The sequence below is a fragment of the Pseudomonas taeanensis MS-3 genome (assembly GCF_000498575.2).
Classification (GTDB): domain Bacteria; phylum Pseudomonadota; class Gammaproteobacteria; order Pseudomonadales; family Pseudomonadaceae; genus Aquipseudomonas; species Aquipseudomonas taeanensis.
The window spans coordinates 1,234,569-1,252,772 of sequence record NZ_AWSQ01000001.1; the positions used below are offsets into that span (position 1 = coordinate 1,234,569).

At 66.7% G+C, this 18,204-nt stretch carries 21 protein-coding genes; 1 reads left to right on the forward strand and 20 read right to left on the reverse strand.

The window, feature by feature from the left end:
• Nucleotides 1–53: 53 nt before the first annotated feature.
• The 16 genes from TMS3_RS05335 to TMS3_RS05410 form a co-directional block, all read right to left on the reverse strand.
• The gene (locus tag TMS3_RS05335; RefSeq protein ID WP_025164222.1) at nt 54–518 is read right to left on the reverse strand and encodes an ApeP family dehydratase; all 465 of its coding nucleotides are present in this window, start codon (nt 516–518) and stop codon (nt 54–56) included.
• Nucleotides 515–1,717 (reverse strand): beta-ketoacyl-[acyl-carrier-protein] synthase family protein, encoded by a 1,203-nt coding sequence (locus TMS3_RS05340; RefSeq protein WP_025164223.1) that lies wholly within the window; start codon nt 1,715–1,717, stop codon nt 515–517. The genes TMS3_RS05335 and TMS3_RS05340 overlap by 4 nt, the downstream gene beginning before the upstream one ends.
• Complete coding sequence (locus TMS3_RS05345) at nt 1,717–2,217, reverse strand: DUF3261 domain-containing protein (protein WP_025164224.1); 501 nt, start codon at nt 2,215–2,217, stop codon at nt 1,717–1,719. Before TMS3_RS05345 ends, TMS3_RS05340 begins: the two co-directional genes overlap by 1 nt.
• Entirely contained in the window at nt 2,214–2,942 is a 729-nt protein-coding gene (locus TMS3_RS05350) for a class I SAM-dependent methyltransferase (protein WP_025164225.1), read from the reverse strand. Before TMS3_RS05350 ends, TMS3_RS05345 begins: the two co-directional genes overlap by 4 nt.
• Nucleotides 2,939–5,368, reverse strand: coding sequence for an MMPL family transporter (locus TMS3_RS05355; RefSeq protein WP_025164226.1), 2,430 nt, complete (start codon nt 5,366–5,368; stop codon nt 2,939–2,941). The genes TMS3_RS05350 and TMS3_RS05355 overlap by 4 nt, the downstream gene beginning before the upstream one ends.
• On the reverse strand, nt 5,358–5,951 hold the full coding sequence (locus tag TMS3_RS05360; protein WP_025164227.1) for an outer membrane lipoprotein carrier protein LolA: 594 nt from the start codon (nt 5,949–5,951) through the stop codon (nt 5,358–5,360). The genes TMS3_RS05355 and TMS3_RS05360 overlap by 11 nt, the downstream gene beginning before the upstream one ends.
• Nucleotides 5,948–6,373, reverse strand: coding sequence for an acyl-CoA thioesterase (locus TMS3_RS05365; RefSeq protein ID WP_025164228.1), 426 nt, complete (start codon nt 6,371–6,373; stop codon nt 5,948–5,950). Before TMS3_RS05365 ends, TMS3_RS05360 begins: the two co-directional genes overlap by 4 nt.
• Entirely contained in the window at nt 6,366–7,907 is a 1,542-nt protein-coding gene (locus tag TMS3_RS05370) for an HAL/PAL/TAL family ammonia-lyase (protein ID WP_025164229.1), read from the reverse strand. Before TMS3_RS05370 ends, TMS3_RS05365 begins: the two co-directional genes overlap by 8 nt.
• On the reverse strand, nt 7,888–8,820 hold the full coding sequence (locus TMS3_RS05375; RefSeq protein WP_029866130.1) for an LpxL/LpxP family acyltransferase: 933 nt from the start codon (nt 8,818–8,820) through the stop codon (nt 7,888–7,890). The genes TMS3_RS05370 and TMS3_RS05375 overlap by 20 nt, the downstream gene beginning before the upstream one ends.
• Nucleotides 8,817–9,578: a glycosyltransferase family 2 protein gene (locus TMS3_RS05380; protein ID WP_029866131.1), complete on the reverse strand. Its 762-nt coding sequence runs from the start codon at nt 9,576–9,578 to the stop codon at nt 8,817–8,819. Before TMS3_RS05380 ends, TMS3_RS05375 begins: the two co-directional genes overlap by 4 nt.
• Before the next feature lie 109 nt (nt 9,579–9,687).
• Entirely contained in the window at nt 9,688–11,370 is a 1,683-nt protein-coding gene (locus tag TMS3_RS05385) for an acyl-CoA synthetase family protein (protein WP_025164232.1), read from the reverse strand.
• Nucleotides 11,367–11,912: a COG4648 family protein gene (locus TMS3_RS05390; RefSeq protein WP_025164233.1), complete on the reverse strand. Its 546-nt coding sequence runs from the start codon at nt 11,910–11,912 to the stop codon at nt 11,367–11,369. The genes TMS3_RS05385 and TMS3_RS05390 overlap by 4 nt, the downstream gene beginning before the upstream one ends.
• Before the next feature lie 10 nt (nt 11,913–11,922).
• Entirely contained in the window at nt 11,923–12,180 is a 258-nt protein-coding gene (locus TMS3_RS05395) for an acyl carrier protein (protein ID WP_025164234.1), read from the reverse strand.
• A 12-nt stretch (nt 12,181–12,192) separates the two neighbouring features.
• The gene (locus TMS3_RS05400; protein WP_025164235.1) at nt 12,193–12,453 is read right to left on the reverse strand and encodes a phosphopantetheine-binding protein; all 261 of its coding nucleotides are present in this window, start codon (nt 12,451–12,453) and stop codon (nt 12,193–12,195) included.
• Nucleotides 12,434–13,243 (reverse strand): lysophospholipid acyltransferase family protein, encoded by an 810-nt coding sequence (locus TMS3_RS05405; RefSeq protein ID WP_025164236.1) that lies wholly within the window; start codon nt 13,241–13,243, stop codon nt 12,434–12,436. Before TMS3_RS05405 ends, TMS3_RS05400 begins: the two co-directional genes overlap by 20 nt.
• Complete coding sequence (locus tag TMS3_RS05410) at nt 13,216–13,932, reverse strand: beta-ketoacyl synthase chain length factor (RefSeq protein ID WP_025164237.1); 717 nt, start codon at nt 13,930–13,932, stop codon at nt 13,216–13,218. The genes TMS3_RS05405 and TMS3_RS05410 overlap by 28 nt, the downstream gene beginning before the upstream one ends.
• 233 nt (nt 13,933–14,165) lie before the next feature.
• Here TMS3_RS05410 and TMS3_RS05415 point away from each other — a divergent pair, with 233 nt between their 5' ends.
• The gene (locus tag TMS3_RS05415) at nt 14,166–14,936 is read left to right on the forward strand and encodes a ParA family protein (protein ID WP_025164238.1); all 771 of its coding nucleotides are present in this window, start codon (nt 14,166–14,168) and stop codon (nt 14,934–14,936) included.
• A gap of 55 nt (nt 14,937–14,991) precedes the next feature.
• Here the strand turns inward: TMS3_RS05415 and TMS3_RS05420 are convergent, their stop codons facing one another.
• The 4 genes from TMS3_RS05420 to TMS3_RS05435 all read right to left on the reverse strand — a co-directional run bounded on the left by TMS3_RS05420 (nt 14,992) and on the right by TMS3_RS05435 (nt 18,177).
• Nucleotides 14,992–15,789 carry a universal stress protein gene (locus TMS3_RS05420; protein WP_025164239.1) on the reverse strand — a complete coding sequence of 266 codons (798 nt, stop codon included), beginning with the start codon at nt 15,787–15,789 and terminating at the stop codon, nt 14,992–14,994.
• A gap of 87 nt (nt 15,790–15,876) precedes the next feature.
• A complete protein-coding gene (locus TMS3_RS05425) occupies nt 15,877–16,320 on the reverse strand; it encodes a PaaI family thioesterase (protein ID WP_025164240.1) in 444 nt (147 codons plus the stop codon).
• 92 nt (nt 16,321–16,412) lie between these two features.
• On the reverse strand, nt 16,413–16,847 hold the full coding sequence (gene trxC, locus TMS3_RS05430) for a thioredoxin TrxC (RefSeq protein ID WP_025164241.1): 435 nt from the start codon (nt 16,845–16,847) through the stop codon (nt 16,413–16,415).
• A 55-nt stretch (nt 16,848–16,902) separates the two neighbouring features.
• The gene (locus TMS3_RS05435; RefSeq protein ID WP_025164242.1) at nt 16,903–18,177 is read right to left on the reverse strand and encodes a bifunctional O-acetylhomoserine aminocarboxypropyltransferase/cysteine synthase; all 1,275 of its coding nucleotides are present in this window, start codon (nt 18,175–18,177) and stop codon (nt 16,903–16,905) included.
• Nucleotides 18,178–18,204 lie beyond the last annotated feature (27 nt).

The window sequence follows — 18,204 nt, forward strand, 5'->3', positions numbered from 1 at the left end:
GCTGGCGCGGATTATGGGGCCTTGGCTATGGCCGGTCAGCCGAATAACGTCATTCATTGTCCGCGCCCCTCGGGTTGTTCCTGCAGGTAGCGCTCCGCCTGCGGCGGGCGGAACACATTGAGGCGCGCTTCGGCGTGGATGTTCGGGCCGTCTAGGTGGCACTCGAAGACGCCCATGCCGTTGTCGTCCTGCAGCGAGCGCAGCGCGCTGATGCGCAGCTCGACGCCGGCCGGAAAACGCTCGACGTTGCACTGGAAATTGCGCGTGCCGAGCAGGAAGCCCAGGGCCACGGGTTCTCCGGCCTGGCGCGCGTGGCAGCCGGCATAGGCGGCGATGCTCTGCGCCATCAGTTCGATGCCGACCCAAGCCGGCAGGCTGCCATCGGCTTGGTTGAACAGACCGCCGGGGCGCACGGTGAGGCGGGTTTCCACGTCCTCTTCAGCGTAACGCAGCACCTCATCGAGAAGGATCATGTCGCCGGCATGCGGCAGCAGCTCGGCAATGGGCCACAGGCTCATGGCGCGTCTCCGAGGATCAGTGACAGGTTGTTACCACCGAAGGCGAAGGAGTTGCTCATCAGTCGCCGCTGGGGCTTGTGCCCCAGGCGTGTGCCCTGGGCAACCAGTTGCAGGCGCGGCAGCTGATCTTCGGCCTGGCCGTCCCACAGGTGCGGCGGCAGTAGGTTGTCGCGGTTGTAGGGGCTCAGGCTCAGCCAGCAGAACGCCGCCTCCAGCGCCCCGGCGGCGCCCAGGGCGTGGCCGGTCAGTGGTTTGGTCGAGGAGCAGGGCACGCCCTGGGGGAACAGCGCCTGCACCGCCAGGCTCTCCATCGCATCGTTGTGCGCGGTGGCGGTGCCGTGCAGGTTGAGGTAGTCGATCTGCTCGGCCGTCACGCCCGCGGCGGCCAGGGCCTTGCGCATCGCCTGTTGCGCGCCGAGGCCCTGCGGCTGCGGGGCGGAGATGTGGTAGGCATCCGAGCTGGCGCCGCCACCGAGCAGGGCGATGGAGGTCTGCTCCCGGGTCATCAGCTCTTTAGTCATGAGAAATAGCGCCGCACCCTCGCCGATATTGATGCCCTGGCGGTTGGCCGAGAACGGGTTGCAGCGCTCGGCGCTGACCGCTTCCAGGGCGCTGAAGCCGTTCAGGGTCAGGCGGCACAGGCTGTCCACGCCGCCGCACAGCACCGCGTCGCAGTGACCCTGCTGCAACAGCCGGTGGGCGCTGAGCAAGGCGCGGGCGCTGGAGGTGCAGGCAGTGGACAGGCAATAGGCGGGGCCGCTCAGGCCCAGCCAGTCGGCGAGGAAGGTCGCCGGGGCGGCCATCTCCTGCTGGGCGTAGCAATAGTCCGCGGGCAGGGCGCCGTCGTGGACAGAGGCGGCGATGCTCTGGCTGGCTTCATGGATGCCCGAGGTGCTGGTGCCGAGGACCACGGCGATCCGCTCGGGCCCATAGGTTTTGATGGTGGCGCGAAGCTGCGGCTCGATCTCCAGGGCGGCTGCCAGCAGCAACTGGTTGTTGCGGCTGTGCGAGGCCTGCAGGCCGGCCGGCATCGGCGGCAACTCGGCGCGCACCGCGCCCAGGGTCAGGCTGCGGTCGGCCACCCAGCCGTCCTGCGCGCGCATGCCGCTGGCGTCGCCGGCGAACAGCGCGTCGGCGACGGCCTGTTTGCCTTGGCCGAGGGCGCAGATCAGGCCGAGGGCGTTGAGGTAGCTGGGCATCAGGAACCTTCTTCGGCGGCAAGTGCGCTGACCCGATAACTCAGGCCGCGCATGGTGTTCAGGGTGAAATTCAGCGGTGCACGGTAGCTGATCTGCCACGCCGGGTTAAGTCGGCGCTGACCATCGGCCGCCAGTCGCCAGGCATCGGTTGGGTAGTAAAGCGCCAGAGCGTCGCCTGGCGTCAGGGCGAATAGCAGGGCGGCGAACAGTTCGCGGGCTTCGCCATTCGGCGGCAGCAGGCCGTCGTTGCGCCATTCGCCTGCGCTCAGCTGTTGCCGGGCGAGTGGCACCCCCAGCGGATCGAACAGCGACCAGCGCAGGACCGCGTCCTCGCGCTGCAGCACCAGCAGCCAGTCCTGCTGCTGGCCGGCCTGCTCACGGCGGATATGCAGGGACAACGGCAGCGCCGTGACCAGCTGCGCTGGCGCGAGTGGCAGTGGCGTGCGCGCGGCGCAGGCGCCGAGCAGCAGGCACAGGCCCAGCAGCGTCGCGCGGATCATCGGGCGACAGGCTCCAGCGGCTTGCGCGCCGCCACGTTGACCAGGGTCTCGTCGCGCTGACCGAACGGCTTGGGCTGGCGCAGCCCCCAGCGCTCCAAGAGGCCGAAGTCCTTGGCGCGGCTCCACCACAGGTAGGGGTAGGCGACATTGTGCTCGCTGAACTCAAAACCCTGAGCGCGCAGCATGGCCAGGTACTCCGCGGCGCTTTTCTGCACCTGCATCGGATGGCGAAACAGCCAGCGGATCACCCAGGTGTCGATGTAGAACTTGGTCGACTCGGCGAACAGCAGCAGGCCGCCGGGCTTGAGTACTCGCCAGAACTCGGCCAGGGCCTGCTCCTGCTCGACCAGGTGGTGGAAGGTCTGGTGACAGAACAGCAGGTCGACACTGGCATCGGCCAGCTGGATCGCCGCGCAATCGCTGGCGATCAGCTGCACGTCCAGGCCCAGGCGCTCGGCCTCGGCGCGCGAGCAGGCGAGGCTGTGCGGATCGGCATCCAGGCCGATCAGGTGCGCGGGCTGGAAGACGGCGGCGAGCAGGCCGAAGGATTTGCCCTGGCCGCAACCGGCATCCAGCAGCACCGGTGCGCTGGGCAGTGGCGCGTCGATCAGGCGCTTGAGGTCGTCGATTGCCACGCGCAGCACATGGTGCCGCCAGACATGGCTCTGCAGGAACCAGAAACCGAATGGGGTTTCTTCGACATAGGTAGTGGAGGCGCGGTTCATTGACAGTCCTTATCAAGCCGCGGCGCAGCCCGCGGCGGGCACCCGTAGGTGCTGGGGTTGGCCATTGGGCGGCTGAGTTCATCCCACACAGTGGTCTGGTCAGTGTTCTGCGTCGTACCGCGTCGCGTGGCCGGACTGGCCCAGGGCGCCAGCAGGAAGCAGAAGAACAGGCCGAGGCTGACCGCCAGGCCGAAGTTGGCGATCACCGGGGTCTGGCTGACCAGCAACAGGCCGAAGGACAGCCAGCTGGTCAGGGCCGCGAGCAGGGTGCCGAGCAGGCTGACCGCCGGGCCGCCGATGTTCTCGCGCATGAGGATCGTGTAGTCGACGCCGATGGCGGTGATCAGCAGCAGGCCGAACAGGCTGAACAGGGTCAGCGGCTGGCCCAGCCAGCCGAGGCAGGCCAGCGCAGTCAGGGCTGCCAGCAGCGGCAGGCAGACCACCCGCAGCGCGCCGCGCAGGCCGAACGGTAGGCTCAGCAACAGCAGGATCGCCACACAGGACGTCAGCTTGAGCTCGGCGGCGCTCAGTTGCGTGGCGGCGAACAGGCCGTTCAGCTCGCCCAGGCGATCGACCAGCTGCACGCCGTCGAGGCCTTCGGCCGCCGCGCGTAATGAGGGCATGTCGGCCGGGCCCTGCAGGCTGATCAGGCCCGCCACGCCGCTGTCGCTGCGGCCCAGCCAGAGCGGGCGCCAGCCCTCGCCGAACGGGCCGGCGAGGGCCTGTTCGAGGTTGGTGGGCGGTGTGTCCAGCAGCTGCTCGAGTTCCGCGCGCAAGGCGGCTTCGGGAATGCCGGCTGCCAGCAACGGCTGCCAGTGCTGCGGCAAGGCCTGCAGGGCCTCGCGCAGTGCCAGTCGCTGGCTGGCCGGGGCGAGCAGCTGGTTGAGCGAGCGGTAGCTGCGCAGCTGGTCGCTGGCCACCACCTGATCCAGGCGTGCGCTCAGCGCGGCCTGGCGTTGCAGCAGTTGCTGCGGGTCGGCGGCGCGCACCAGAAAGAACTGGCTGGTGGGCTGTTGTCCGGTCAGCTCGGCGATCTGTTGGGCCTCGGCGAGCAGCTGCGGCTGCTGACCCAGCCATTGGCGCAGGTCGTTCTGGCTGTGCAGTTGCAGCAGGCCGCCGACGCAGAACAACGCCAGCAGTCCGAGCAGTGGCCCGCTGCCGGTCTTGGCGAGCAGCGCTGCCCGCCAGGCCAGCAGGCGCTGACTGCCGCCGAGTAGTGCTGGCGCGGGGCTCAGGCGCAGGCCGCTGAGCCAGGCCGGCAGCAGGCACACCGCGCAGAGGTAGGCGGCAATCAGGCCCGCGGCGGAAAACACCGCGACTTGGGTCAGCGCCGGGAAGGGGGTGAAGGCCAGCGCCAGGTAGCCGATCAGGTTGGTCGCCAGGCTCAGGCTGAGGCCGGGCAGGGTCGCACGCAGGGCGCTCCAGCTGTGCCAGTTACTCTGGCCCCAGCTTTTACTCAGATAGTGCTGGGCAAAGTCCAGCGCCACGCCGATCAGGCTGGTGCCGAGGACCAGGGTCATGATGTTGACCTGGCCGAACAGCAGCACGCAGGCGCTGCTGCCAGCGAGCAGCGCCACGCCGACCGGCAGCAGGCTGACCAGCACCCGTGCGCGGCGGTAGGCCAGCAGCAGCAACAGCAGCGTCGCGAGCAGGGCGCCGCCGCCGATCCAGCTGATCTCGCGTGCGGCCGTGGCTTGTCCGGCGGCGGCGTAGAGCATGCCGCTGGCGGCCAGCAGTTGGCCGCCCTGGGCACCGACCGTGTCGCGTGCGCGGTGCACGGCGGCGGCGATCTCCGCCGGGGCCTGCAGGTCGAAGGCGCCATCCCGGGTGCGTGCGCGCAACAGCGTCCAGGTCATGCCCTGATCCTGCAGCAGCAGGGCGCCGCTGCCGAGATCGGCCTGAATACGTTGCTGCGGGTTGAGCGTCTGCTGGGCGCGGGCACCGATCCCCAGCCAGTCCTGTTCGAGCGGCAGCAGGCTGTAGCCGGCGAAGGCGTCGAACAGTTGCGCGGCGCGCTGCTGGATAAATGCCTCGGGCTGCTCGATCAGCTGCGCTCGAGCGGCCGCCGGCAACAGGTCCAGGCGGCTGCTGCGCAATTGCTGGCGCAGGGCGCTAAGGTCGGCGTCCAGGCGCCACTGCAGCCGTTCGAAGCGCTGGGTCGTGCGCCAGTCCTCGGCGACCTGGCGCACCAGTTCGATGGCCTGTTCGCGCTGTGGGTGGCCGATCAACAGCAGTACTTCACGGTTCAGCGGTTCCTGCATGCGCTGCTCGGCGCGCTGCACTAGCTGGTCACCGGCGCCATGCGGCAGCAGGCTCAGCAGGCTGGTCGCCAGCGGTGGGCCGTTGCGCCATTGCCAGGCGGTCAGGGCCAGCAGGGCCAGCAACAGCACGCCGAACAGCCGTGGCAGGTAGCGCTCAATCGGCAAAGTCGTTGCGCTCCTGCTCGCTCAGGCTATTACCCGTCTGGCTGTCCGGCAGGCGCAACAAAGTACTGTCGCCCTGGGCTTCCTGCAGCTCGATGCGCTCGACCAGCGCGCCGCCCTGTATCTGGATGACACTGAAGATCTGTTTCAGCAGCAAGGAACGTGGCGTCAGGCTGAGTTGCCAGGCGTCGGCGCTGCCGCCGAGGTGTAGCTCGAAATCGCGGGCCAGGCCGGCGTGGTCGCCCTTGAGTACGGCGAGAAACAGCCGGCTCTGTTGTCCGGCGCTGTCCTGCCCGGCTTGCTGTTGCCAGCCCTGCTTGGTGCGCCGGGCGATGCCATTGGCGTCGATGCGGTAGTCCAGGTGCAGCGGGCTGCGCAGTTGCCAGAGCAGGCCGTGCTCGGCAGACAGCACGAACAGGCCCTTGCTGGTCAGTGGCTGGGGCAGGGCGCGCAGGTGTTTCTCCTGGATGAAGGGGCCACGCAGCAGCGCCGGCTTGGCCAGCTGGGCGCTCAGCTGTTCGAGGTCGAAGGCCTGGGCCAAGGACGCGCACAGCAGCAGGCCGGCCAGCAGCAGGGCGCGGATCATGCGAGCGCCTGCTCCACGGCCGCGACGAACACCTTGGGCGAGGCCAGTTGCATCTCGCGGCTGGCGATGTCCACCGCCACCTGCACTGTGCTGGCGCGGGTCAGGCGCTCGCCGCTGACGGCGTCGCAGATCAGGTAATTGATCTTCAGGCGGTTCTGCCACTCGATCAGGTCGGCGCGCACGACGATGCGTTGGCCGAACTGTGCGCCGCGTATGTAGCGCAGCTGCAGATCGATGATCGGCCAGGCGTAGCCGGCTGCGCGCATCTGCGTGTAGTTGTGGTCGAGGCGGTCGAGCAGGGCGCAGCGCGCGACTTCCAGGTACTTGACGTAATGCCCGTGCCAGACCACCTCCATCGAGTCGACGTCGAAGAACGGCACGAGGATTTCGACCTCGGCCTGCAGCACGCCGGCTTTACGCATACAGCCTCCAGTGCTGCGCGCGGATACGCTCAAGGCACAGGCGCAGCTCGCCTTCCAGGGCGCGGTCTTCGATCACTGGCGCAAAGTCGCTGGCCAGTTGCCTGTGCATCTCGGCCAGCGGCGCCGGCAGCTGCCGCGGTTCGTCGCGCAGGCGTAGCCAGACGCCCTGGTTGGCGGCCAGCAGGGTGGCGGCGGCGACCTGTTCGGTCAGTTCCAGGCTGCGCAAGGCGTCGCGGGCGGCGATAGTGCCCATGCTCACCTTGTCCTGGTTGTGGCACTCGGTGGAGCGCGAGAACAGGCTCGCCGGCATGCCGTTTTTCAGCGCTTCGGCGGTCCAGGCGCTGGCGCCGATCTGCACGGCCTTGAAACCGTGGTTGATCATCGCGGTCGCCGCCGGGGCGCCGGACAGGTTGCTCGGCAGGCCGTGGTTGTAGCGCACGTCCACCAGCAGGGCGAGCTGCCGGTCGAGCAGGTCGGCGACGTTGCCCACCAGGTTTTTCAGGCTGTCCATGGCGAAGGCGATATGCCCGCCATAGAAGTGCCCGCCGTGCAGCACGCGCTCGGCCTCGGCGTCGATCAGCGGGTTGTCGTTGGCACTGTTCAGTTCGATTTCGATGAATTGCCGCAGCAGCCCCAGGCTGTCGGCCATGACCCCCAGCACGTGCGGTGCGCAGCGCAGCGAGTAGCGATCCTGCAGACGGTGCAACGGCGGCGTCGGCGCATCGATGGCGAGGTCCTGGCGCAGCCAGGCAGCCACCTGCATCTGCCCCGGGTGCGGTTTGGCGGCGAACAGGCGCTCGTCGAAGTGTTCCGGGTTGCCAGCCAGCGCCACCACGTTGAGCGCGGTGATGCGGCTGGCCAGCTTGAGCAGGTAGTCAGCCCTGGAGAACGCCAGGCAGGCCAGTCCGGTCATCACCGCGGTGCCGTTCATCAGCGCCAGGGCTTCTTTCGGGCGCAGGGTCAGCGGCTGCCAGTCCAGCTCGGCATGCACCTCGGCGGAGCTGCGCACCGCGCCGCGGTAGAGCACCTCGCGCTCGCCGCTGAGGGTGGCGGCGACGTAGGACAGCGGGGTCAGGTCGCCGCTGGCGCCGACCGAACCCTCTTCCGGGATCTGCGGCAGGATGTCGTAGTCGAGAAAGGCCTGCAGGCGCTGCAGCAGTTCGATGCGCACCCCGGACACGCCCTGGCACAGCGACTGCAAACGCGCCGCCAGCACCGCGCGGGTGGCCGCCGGGTCGAGCAGCTTGCCCAGGCCGCAGCCATGGAAGGTGTACAGGTGGCGTGGCAGCGCCTCGACCTGATGCAGCGGCACCGCGACCACGCAGGAGTCGCCATAGCCGGTGGTGACGCCGTAGATCACGCCCTCTTTATCCAGCAGCGAGTCGAGGAACTGCGCGCCCTTGGCGATGCGTTGGCGGAAGGCGTTATCGCTTTGCAACTGCGTGGCGCTGTGGCCCTGAGCGAGGCTGACTACTTGCTCGATGCTCAGCGGGCGCTCGCCGAATACGACGGCTTCAGGCTGGTGTGTCGTCATGGTTGTTCCAGAATGGGAAGAAGTTGAACCATTGCTGCGGCGCTTGCAGGCAGTGATGGCCGAGGCGGTCGGCATAGCGTTGGGCCCAGCCGTGGATCACCTGCTCGCGTTCGCTGCGGCGCCATTCGATGCGTTCGGCGAAGGGTTCGAGGGTCAGTTGATAGCGTTGTGCCTGCTTCAGGCAAAACAGCAGGTTGATCGGGCATTGCAGCAATCCGGCCAGCAGCCAGGGGCCTTGCGGTAGATCGGCGGGCTGGCCGAGGAAATCCACCCGGGTCTTGCGCGCGCCGTGCAACGGCACGCGGTCACCGGCGATGGCCAGCCATTCGCCACGTTCCAGGCGCTGGCTCAGTTGCAGCATGATCGCCGGGTCCAGCTCGCTGACCTGGATCAGCCGCAGGTGGCTGGCGCCGGCCTGGCCGAGCAGGCGGTTGAACTGGGCGGCGTGTTTGGTGTGCACCAGGACATTCATCTGCACTTGCTCGCCGAGTTCGGCCAGGGCGCGGCACACCTCGAGGTTGCCCAGGTGCGCGCCGACCAGCATCTGTCCGCGCGGGCCCTGCAGCTGTGCGCGCAGGTTGGCCGGGTCGTTAATCTCGATCTGCTCCAGGCGCAGGCGGCCGTTCCACACGTCGAGCTTGTCCAGCAGGGCGTCGGCGAAGGCCATGAACTGGCCGAACACCGAACGCAGGCTCGGGCGCAGAGCCTCGCGACCACTCCAGAGCGCCAGTCGCCGCTGATAGTCCCAGATGTTCTGGCGGGCGCGGCGACCGAACAGGAAGAAGTACAGCACGATCAGGTGCAGCAGCGGGCTGAGCAGGCGCCGGCCGAGGTGGCGCGTGGCCCAGGCGGTCACGCGCATCAGCAGGAAACTGCCGCGCTCCTGGTGCTCGGCCCAGTGTTGCTGGTTCATCCGCGCCACCTGCGCCAGAGCAATTGCGGGGCGCGCCAGAGCATGCCGAAGAACAGTCGGGCGTGCATTTTCGAGATCAGCAGGTTGTCTTGCAGCAGGCGGAAATGCGAGACGCCGTCCGCTGGGTAATGCACGCGCACAGGCAACCAGCGCATCGGCTGATTGCGCCAGCTCAAGCGCACCAGGATGTCCGTGTCGAAGTCCATGCGCTTGCCGATCGTCACCGCGTCGAGCAAGGCCAGGGTCGGCGTCAGCGGGTAGATGCGAAAGCCGCACATGGAGTCGCGGATGTGCAGCGACAGGCTGTTGATCCACACCCAGACATGGGTCAGGTAGCGGGCGTAGAGGCGGCTCTTGGGCACGCTGGCGTCGTAGCGTGGGTAGCCGCAGATCAGCGCCTGGGGGTGAGCCTGTGAGTCGGCGAGGAAGTCGCCAAGGTTGTCCAGATCGTGCTGGCCGTCGGCGTCGACCTGCAGCGCATGGCTGTAGCCCAGGCGCGCGGCTTCGCGCAGACCGGCCATCACCGCGCCACCCTTGCCCTGGTTGCTCGGCAGGCGCAGCAGGTGGCTGGCGGTCTGCGCGACCACCTGTTCGATCACCCGCGCACAGCCGGGATCGGAGCCATCGTCGACCAGCACGCAGGGCCAGCCGCCGGCGCGCAGGGCGTGCACCACCTGGGCCAGGGCCTGTTCGTGGTTGTACACCGGGATCACCGCGCAGGGCTTATGGAACCCCTGAAAAGCTACCTGCGTTGCCATCGCTGTGTTAAGAGCAGGCTCAGAATGCTCATTTAGTGCCGGTAAACTGCGCTTCTTCGCCTGTTCTTGTCTGGCGCTGACTGCCTCGCCAACGCTGTTAAGGGGCTCCTTACGCATGGGCGGCCGCCAGCAGGATGCGCCCCGAGGAGCAGGCCGCCGCGCCGTTGCGGTAGGCGAAATACAGCTTGCCGCGGCTGGCGTCGAAGCGCAGCGACAGCTGTAGGCGATCGCCGGGGCGCACCAGCTGCTGGAATTTCAGCACCTCCATGCCGCAGAAGCGTGGCGGCAGCTCGGCGATCAGTTGCCGCGCCAGCTGCTGCGCCCAGTCGATCTGCACTACGCCGGGCAGCACCGGGGTTTGCGGGAAGTGCCCGGTGAAGTGGGCCAGATCCAGCGGCACCTCCAGCTCGAGGTGCCACTGACCGTCCGCTTCTCGCTGACCGAGCAGCTGCGGTTGCTGGGTGCGCGGGGCATACAGCTGGGTCTCCAGCTCGGCCTGCGGCAGCTTGCCCTGAGCGTTCAGCGGCAGCTGACGGACCAGGCGCCAGCGGCGGGGCAGCGCCAGCGCGGCGCAGTGTTCGCCGAGGTGCTGGCGCAGTTGCCCGGTCAGGGTGCGGCGACCCTGATTGCGCAGGGCGTGCAGGCCGGCGTCGCTCAAGGCGACCAGCGCACCCAGGTAGGCGCGATGGGCCTGGATAACGCCGAGACGCGCGTCTTCGACCCAGGGATGACTGGCCAACGCCTGTTCGAGCATGGGCAGGGAAATGCGTTTTTCTTCCAGCTTGACGATGCGGTCGAGGCGCCCCAGCAGTTCGAAGCGCCCATCGGCCTCGAACCTGGCGCCATCGGCGGTCTGCTCGATCTGCCCGCTGGGCAGGTACGGCGACTCGATACGCAGCGCGCCTGCACTGTTCAGGCTGGCGCGCACACCGGCGAACGGCCGCCACAGCTCGCCGCCCTGGCGCCAGGCGATGCCACCGGTTTCCGAACTGCCGAAGATCTCGGTCGGCCACTGGCCGAGGTTGTCGCGCAACTGCCGCGCGGCGGGCAGAGGCAGGGCGCCACCGGAGGAAAATACCCGGCGCACGCGGCTCAGTGCCGGCCAGTCGAGGTTGTCACCCATGCGTTTGAGCAGCGCCGGGCTGGCTATCCAGGCAAAGTCGGGTTGTTCCAGGCTGACGCGCTGCAGGTCTTCCGGGAATGGCTGCGCGCGGCGGACAAACACCCGCCCGGCGCACAGCGGCCAGAGCACGCGGAACAGTAGGCCGTAGATATGCTGCGCGGCCACGCTGCCGACGATGCAGGCCTGGCCCAGCTCGGCGCCCCACAAGTGCTCCAGGGCGCGGACTTCATTACCCAGCTGGCGCAGGCTTTTGTCGATCAGCTTGGCCTCGCCACTGGAGCCCGAAGTGCACAGGGTCAGCGCGCAGTCATCCAGCGCCAGTATGGCGCCCGGTAGGGGCTCGTCCAGCAGGCTGGAGAGGTTGGCGTCGCCGGGGTGCTCGCTGAGCCAGAGGTCGACGTGCGGGTTCAGGCGCTGGCGGGTTTGCCCTTGCAGGTCGGCCGGCAGCAGCACTTTGGCCCCGGCGCGCCAGGCCCCGAGCAGGGCAATCGCCAGATCGGCGGTATCTTCCAGGTGCACGGCCAGGCGGCGTACACCGCGGGTCTGCAAGCCCGCGGCCAGGCGCAGGGCCTGCTCGCGCAGTTCGCCGTGTTGCAGGCTGGGCGCCAGGCTGACCGGTCGCGCCGGTTGTTCTGTGAGCAGTAGCTGCTCGAGATCCAGCCAGCTCATGCCAGGCCCCGCACGCGTTGGCGCACCAGCCATTCGCCGGCGAACAGCAGGCCCATCAGGCCGTAGGAAATCAGCCCGGTGTACAGCGCCCACCAGCTCAGCGGTGCCCACAGGGTCAAGGCGCTGGCGATGCTGGCATTAGCGAGGAAGAAGGCGATCCAGAGTTTGGTCACCTGGCGCGTATAGCGCACTCCAGCTTCGGGCAAGTTCGGTTCGCGCAGGCGCGCCAGGCGCTCGATCAGCGGCGGACCGAACTTCAGGCTGAGCCCGAACAGGCCCAGGCAGAACAGGCTCATCAGCACCGGATACCAGCGCAGCAAGTCGGGATCATCCGCCAGCCCGAGCAGCAGGCAGAAGGCCAGCGCGGCAGCCGCCATCCAGCGGCTGCCGGGACGCTGCGCCTGTATCAGCAGGCGTGCCAGCCACAGAGCACCGAGCAGCAGGGCGAAGACCCGCGGCGATAGCTGCTGCTGGCCGAAATACACCGCAAAGGGGTAACTCAGCCCAGCGAGCAGCAGGATCAGGCCGATCAACCGACTCATGGACGGGTCATCAGGCTGCGGGTGCATTGACCAGGCGATACACCGCCTCGACCACATCGCCGACGCTGCGCACGGCCTTGAACTCCTCGGCGGCAATCTTCTTGCCGGTCTGGCGCTTGATGTGGTCGATCAGGTCGACGGCGTCGATGCTGTCGATCTCCAGGTCTTCATAGAGGTTGGCTTCGAGGCTGATCTGGGCGGCGTCCAGCTCGAACAGTTCGACCAGGGCGTCGCGCAGGGTGGCGAAAATCTCATCACGGGTTTGCATCTGCGAGCCTCCTCAGGCGTGCTGCTGCGACGAAACGAAGGCCGCCAGGCTGGTGACGTTGGCGAAGTGCTTGCGAGTGTCTTTGGCGTCGGCGTCGATCTTGATGCCGAAGCGCTTCTGGATGGCCAGGCCGAGCTCCAGGGCATCCACCGAGTCCAGGCCCAGGCCCTCGCCGAACAGGCTGAGGTCGGCGGCGATGTCTTCGGCGGCCATGTCTTCGAGGCCGAGGGCGTCGATGATCAGGTTTTTTATCTCAAGTTGCAGATTGCTCATCTTTTGCGAGCTCCTTCATAAAGTGTTGATGCAGGTAATCATTGAGTTTGCGTGAGGCAATCGGTGCTGGCCCCTGGGCCCTGAATTGCCCGGGGTCGATGTCCTCGCCCACACGCAGGCGAACATGGAAGCGCCGACGGGGGATGCTGTACCAGGGCTCGGCCTTGGTCAGGGTGGTGGGGCTGACGCTGATCACCACCGGGGTGACGATGCGCGCGCCGCGCACCGCGATGGCCGCGGCGCCGCGATGGAATTCGGGGCTCTGCCCCGGCGTGGTGCGCGTGCCTTCGGGGAATACGATCAGGGTCTGGCCATCGCGCAGGGCCGTGGCGGCCTCATCGAGCATGTCCAGGCTGCCGCTGTTGCTGATGTACTCGGCCGAGCGGATCGGCCCGCGCATGCAGGGGTTGTCCCACAGGCTCTGCTTGACCACGCAGTTGGCATCGCGGATGAAGGCGATCAGCACCACCACATCGACCAGCGAGGGGTGGTTGGCGATGACCATCTGTCCAGGACGGCCGAGGCGCTCGACACCCTCAACTTCATAGGTCAGCACGCCGCTGTGGAACATGAACTGGACGAAGGCGCGGAACGCTCCGCTCACCGTGGCCCGGGCCCGCGTGCGGCGCGCTTCGCGGTTACCGGGCAGCAGCGCGAGCAGGGGGAAAATCAGTACGCGCAGGAGCACGCCACCGATGCCGAACAGGGCAAAGCTGAGGGCGGTGGCGATCAGGCGCCAGGCGTAGGGCGCGCTATGGCGGCTCAGGCCTTGTTGAGTGACCAGGTCCATTGGCGATTTTTCCAGTGATGTTCGAGGCAACGCTGTTCGCCGCACAGGGCGCGTAGCAGGTTGAGGGGGTGTGGCCATTGCTCCCTGGGGCCCTGGCCCGGGCGCAGTTGCAGCTGCCAGTCGTCACCTGGCTTGAGCAGCAGGGCCAGGGCATAGGGGAATGGCACGTCGTCGATATAGGGGGCGTACAGCGCCGGCGCGGCTTCCTCGGCGATCACCAGCAGCACGGCCGGGGCGCCTTCACCGAGTAAGGTGCTGGCCTCCAGCATGGCCTGTTCGAGGCCGTCGCCTTCGGCGGCGAGGGCAGTCATTTCGCTGCTGTCGCCGCGCAGGATCGACCACTGGCCGATGATCGCGTTATGTACCGAGAGGCTGAACTGGGTGGGCGACAGCGGTTCGTCGTGCGCCAGATCGGTGAGCAGGGCCAGGGTTCTCGGCGTTTCGCCATGCCGCGAGGCAAACACCAGGGGCAGCGCTGGCTGGGTTTCGGCGATGGGCCAGGCGACGTGAAACAGCATGCGTGCCAGGCGGCTGAGGCGGCGGCGCTGCAGGGCCGGCAGAAAGCCGACATCCGGCTGCTGCTGCGCGTCTGGCAGGCGCATGGGGGCTCGACACCAGGCGCGCCAGTCGTCTGTGCTATCCAGGCCGGGGGCCCAGGCACGCCATTGATCGATTTTGAAATGCATCACGCGAGGAAGTTTCCCGGCCCCTTCGGGCATCCTTGTCTATTGTGGTGTCCTGCTCAACCAGAGCTGGTCGAGGTGCTGCGGCGAAGTGCGAGGCATTATCTAGCTGGCACGCACTCTGCGCAAACTTTGCAGGGGGCTTCTGATGGATGGGCGGTTGATTTGCGCCGCAGCCTCGCCCTTGTCATGCGCTTTGCATAGAATCCAAGGCCATTCAGGGAGAGGGAGGATATGAGATGCGGCGCGTGGTGTTCAATCAGAAGGGTGGCGTAGGTAAATCCAGCATTGCCTGCAATCTGGCGGCGGTGAGCGCGGCGCAGGGCTATCGCACCTTGGTGGTGGACCTGGATGCTCAGGCCAACTCCACGCATTACCTCACGGGGCTGTCTGGCGATGATATTCCCATGGGTATCGCCGACTTCTTCAAACAGACCCTGTCCAGTGGACCCTTTGCCAAGAAGGCTACGGTCGACATTTACGAGACGCCGTTCGACAACCTGCACGTGGTCACGGCCACTGCCGAGCTGGCCGACTTGCAGCCCAAGCTCGAGGCGAAACACAAGATCAACAAGTTGCGCAAACTCCTCGACAGCTTGAGTGAGGACTACGAACGCATCTATCTGGATACCCCGCCAGCGCTGAACTTCTATGCGGTTTCGGCGCTGATTGCCGCCGATCGTGTGCTGATTCCCTTCGATTGCGACAGTTTTTCGCGCAATGCGCTATATGGCCTGCTGCGCGAGATCGAGGAGCTCAAGGAGGATCACAACGAAGGCCTGCAAGTCGAAGGCATAGTGGTCAACCAGTTTCAGCCGCGCGCCTCGCTGCCGCAGCAGTTGCTCGATGAGTTGATCGCCGAGGGCATGCCGGTATTACCGGTGAACTTGATGAGCTCGGTGAAGATGCGCGAATCGCATCAGGCGTGCATGCCGTTGATCCATCTGGATGCGCGGCACAAGCTGAGCCAGCAGTTCGTCGAACTGCACGACCTGCTGAACGGCGGTTGAGTGAGTCGGCGATTCCGCTGGGCGGGCTAGCCGAGGCATAACCCGCCAACAGACCCTAGCGCACGACGAAAATGTCGCAGGGCGCCTTGTGCAGGAAGTGCTGCGCCAGGCTGCCGAGCAAGGCCTGGGACAGTGCACTGCGGCCGTGGCTGCCGAGTACCAGCAGCTCACTGTTCCGGCTTTTCAGCTGTTTCTGCAAGCAGCGCAAAATGCCACCCTGGAGTACCGAATGGGTCAGAGTCGGGCCAGGAACGGGGAAGTTCTGCGCTTCGTCCTCGAGTAATTGGTCGATCAATGCCTGTTGAATATGTAATTGCATGTCGACTTGTTGGGGCGTGCCTTTGTCCGCCTCGAATACGTGCAAGGCGTGCAGCTCTGCGGTTGCCGGTAGCAGGCGATAGGCTTGGCCGAGGGCGCTGCAGGCGCACAGGGAGAAATCGATAGCGGCCAGGGCGTGCCGATAGGGCTGAAAGTCGTTGCGCGCCACCAGCAGCAGGGGCACAGGGCAGCTGCGCGCGATGCGGTCCAGGCTGGTGCCGGAAAAGAAGTCATGCCGTTGGTGGTGGGCGCCCAGGACCAGCAGGTCGCAACCGAGTTGCTGCACCTGTTGCAACACCACCTCGGACGGCTTGCCGCTGTGAAAGCGCAGCTCGCTGCCGGGCGGAGCGTATTGGCTCATTTTGCCGTCGAGGGCTTGCTGGGCCTGTTCATGTTGCTGGCGGCTCTGACTGGGGTCGAGCACATGCAGCAGGGTCAATTTGGCGCGGTGCTGACGGGCCAACTGGGCGGCGCGGCAGAGGGCCTGGTCGGCGGTGTCGCGTAGATCGTGGGCGATGAGAATGTGGCTGAGCATGGGCCGCTCTCCTGCCGGGGGGCATGTCGGCATTGAATTGTGCCTTATGCATTTAGCGGGTCTTTTGACCTATGGCAAGGTCAGGCGTCAGTGCGTACGTAATTGATACAGGCCGCGGCTTTCTGCCACCACTTCGCCGCTGGTGTCGGTCAGTTGCAACTCCAGCCAGTATTCCGCTTTGCCCAAGCGCAACGCCTCGGCTTGCAGGCGTTCGATCTCATCCGCGGCGAGCCGCGCCTCGACCTGAATATCGCTGGTGGCCGGTCGGCGGAAACGCAGGTTCATTTCCTTGACGATGGGGTAGAAGCGAGTGCTGTCGAAGCTGGTGATGAACAGCGCACCGCCAGGAATTTCCGCCAGGGTGAACAGGGCGCCCGCGTACATGCTGCCGATATGGTTCTGGTTGTCGCTCAGCGGCATGCGCAGGCGCACGAAGCCGGGCTCCAGGACCTCAGCCTTGAGCCCGCTGCGCTTGACGAAGGCGATGGCTTGTTCAGTGAACTGGCGAGCAATTTCCACAGGCATGGGCATGGCGTTCGACCTCCTCGGCTGATGTCCCTCAGCCTAATACCTTGGATCGACGCGGCAATGACCGCGTCGTTCCGGTGGATTGACCGATTCGCTCACAAGCCTTGGCTGCGCAACCAGTCCATCAGCTGTGGCAGCGGCAGTGCGCCGCTTTGCCGGGCCACTTCGCGGCCGCCTTTGAACAGGATCAGGCTGGGAATGGAGCGGATGCCCAGCTGTCCTGCCAGTTGCGGGTTGGCCTCGCTGTCCAGTTTGCCCAGGCGGCAGCGGCCTTGCAGTTGCGCGGCGGCCTGGCTGAAGGTCGGGGCAAAGGCCTTGCAGGGGCCGCACCAGCTGGCCCAGACATCCACCAGCAGCGGCAGGTCGCCTTTCAGCTGGCTGGCGAAGTTACCCTGGGTCAGTTCTAAGGGCTTGCCCGGCAGCACCTCGGCCTTGCAGCGGCCGCAAGTCGGAGTGTCGCCCAGGCGCTGGGCGGGGATGCGGTTGAGGCCGTTACAGGCCGGGCAGGGGATCAGCAGGGGGTCGGTCATGAGGGGCTCCAGATCGGGATACACCTAATCTGGAGCCGGCGCGGCAAATATCAAGTCAGCCGGCAGCGGCCAGGGCCTGGCTCAGGTCGGCAAGAATGTCGTCGATATGCTCGATGCCAATGGACAGGCGCACCATGTCGCGAGGTACCCCGGCCTTCTCCAGCTCTTCGTCGTTGAGCTGGCGGTGGGTGGTGGAAGCCGGGTGGCAGGCCAGTGACTTGGCGTCGCCGATATTCACCAGGCGCACCACCAGTTGCAGGGCGTCGATGAACTGGGCGCCGGCGACCTGGCCGCCCTTGATGCCGAAGGACAGGATCGACGCCGGCTTGCCCTGCATATAGCGCTGGGCCAGTTCGTGCTCGGGGTGCTCGGCCAGGCCGGCGTACTTGACCCAGGCCACCTGTGGATGGCTCTGCAGGAATTCGGCGACCTTCAGGGCATTGTCGCAGTGCCGTTCCATGCGCAGCGCCAGGGTCTCCAGGCCCTGCAGAATCAGGAAGGCGTTGAACGGCGACAGCGCCGCGCCGGTGTTGCGCAGCGGCACCACGCGGCAGCGGCCAATAAAGGCGGCGGGGCCGAAGGCCTCGGTGTAGGTGACGCCATGGTAGGACGGATCCGGGGTGTTGAGCAGCGCGAAGCGCTCTTTATGGTCAGCCCAGGGGAAGGTGCCGGAGTCGACCACGATGCCGCCGATGCTGGTGCCGTGGCCACCGATGTACTTGGTCAGCGAGTGCACGACGATGTCGGCGCCGTGCTCGAAGGGCCGGCAGAGGATTGGCGTGGCCACGGTATTGTCGACGATCAGCGGCACGCCGTGACGGTGCGCGGCATCGGCCAGGGCCTGCAGGTCGACGATGTTGCCGGCCGGGTTGCCGATGGATTCGCAGAACACCGCCTTGGTCTTGTCGTCGATCAGCGCCTCCAGGGCGGCGATGTCGTCGTGGGCGGCGAAGCGAGTCTGGATGCCGAAACGCGGCAGCGTGTGGGCCAGCAGGTTGTAGGTGCCACCGTAGAGCTTGGCCACCGAGACGATATTGTCACCGGCTTCGGCAACGGTCTGGATGGCGTAGGTAATGGCGGCCATGCCCGAGGCCACGGCGAGGGCGCCGACACCGCCTTCCAGCGCCGCGACGCGCTCTTCCAGCACGGCGTTAGTCGGATTCATGATCCGCGTGTAGATGTTGCCGGCGACCTTCAGGTCGAACAGGTCGGCGCCATGCTGGGTGTCGTCGAAGGCGTAGGAGCTGGTCTGGTAGATCGGCACCGCCACCGCTTTGGTGGTGGGGTCGGGGCTGTAGCCGGCGTGAATGGCCAGGGTTTCCAGTTTCATGCGACGTTCCTTCGGGCAGATGACGAG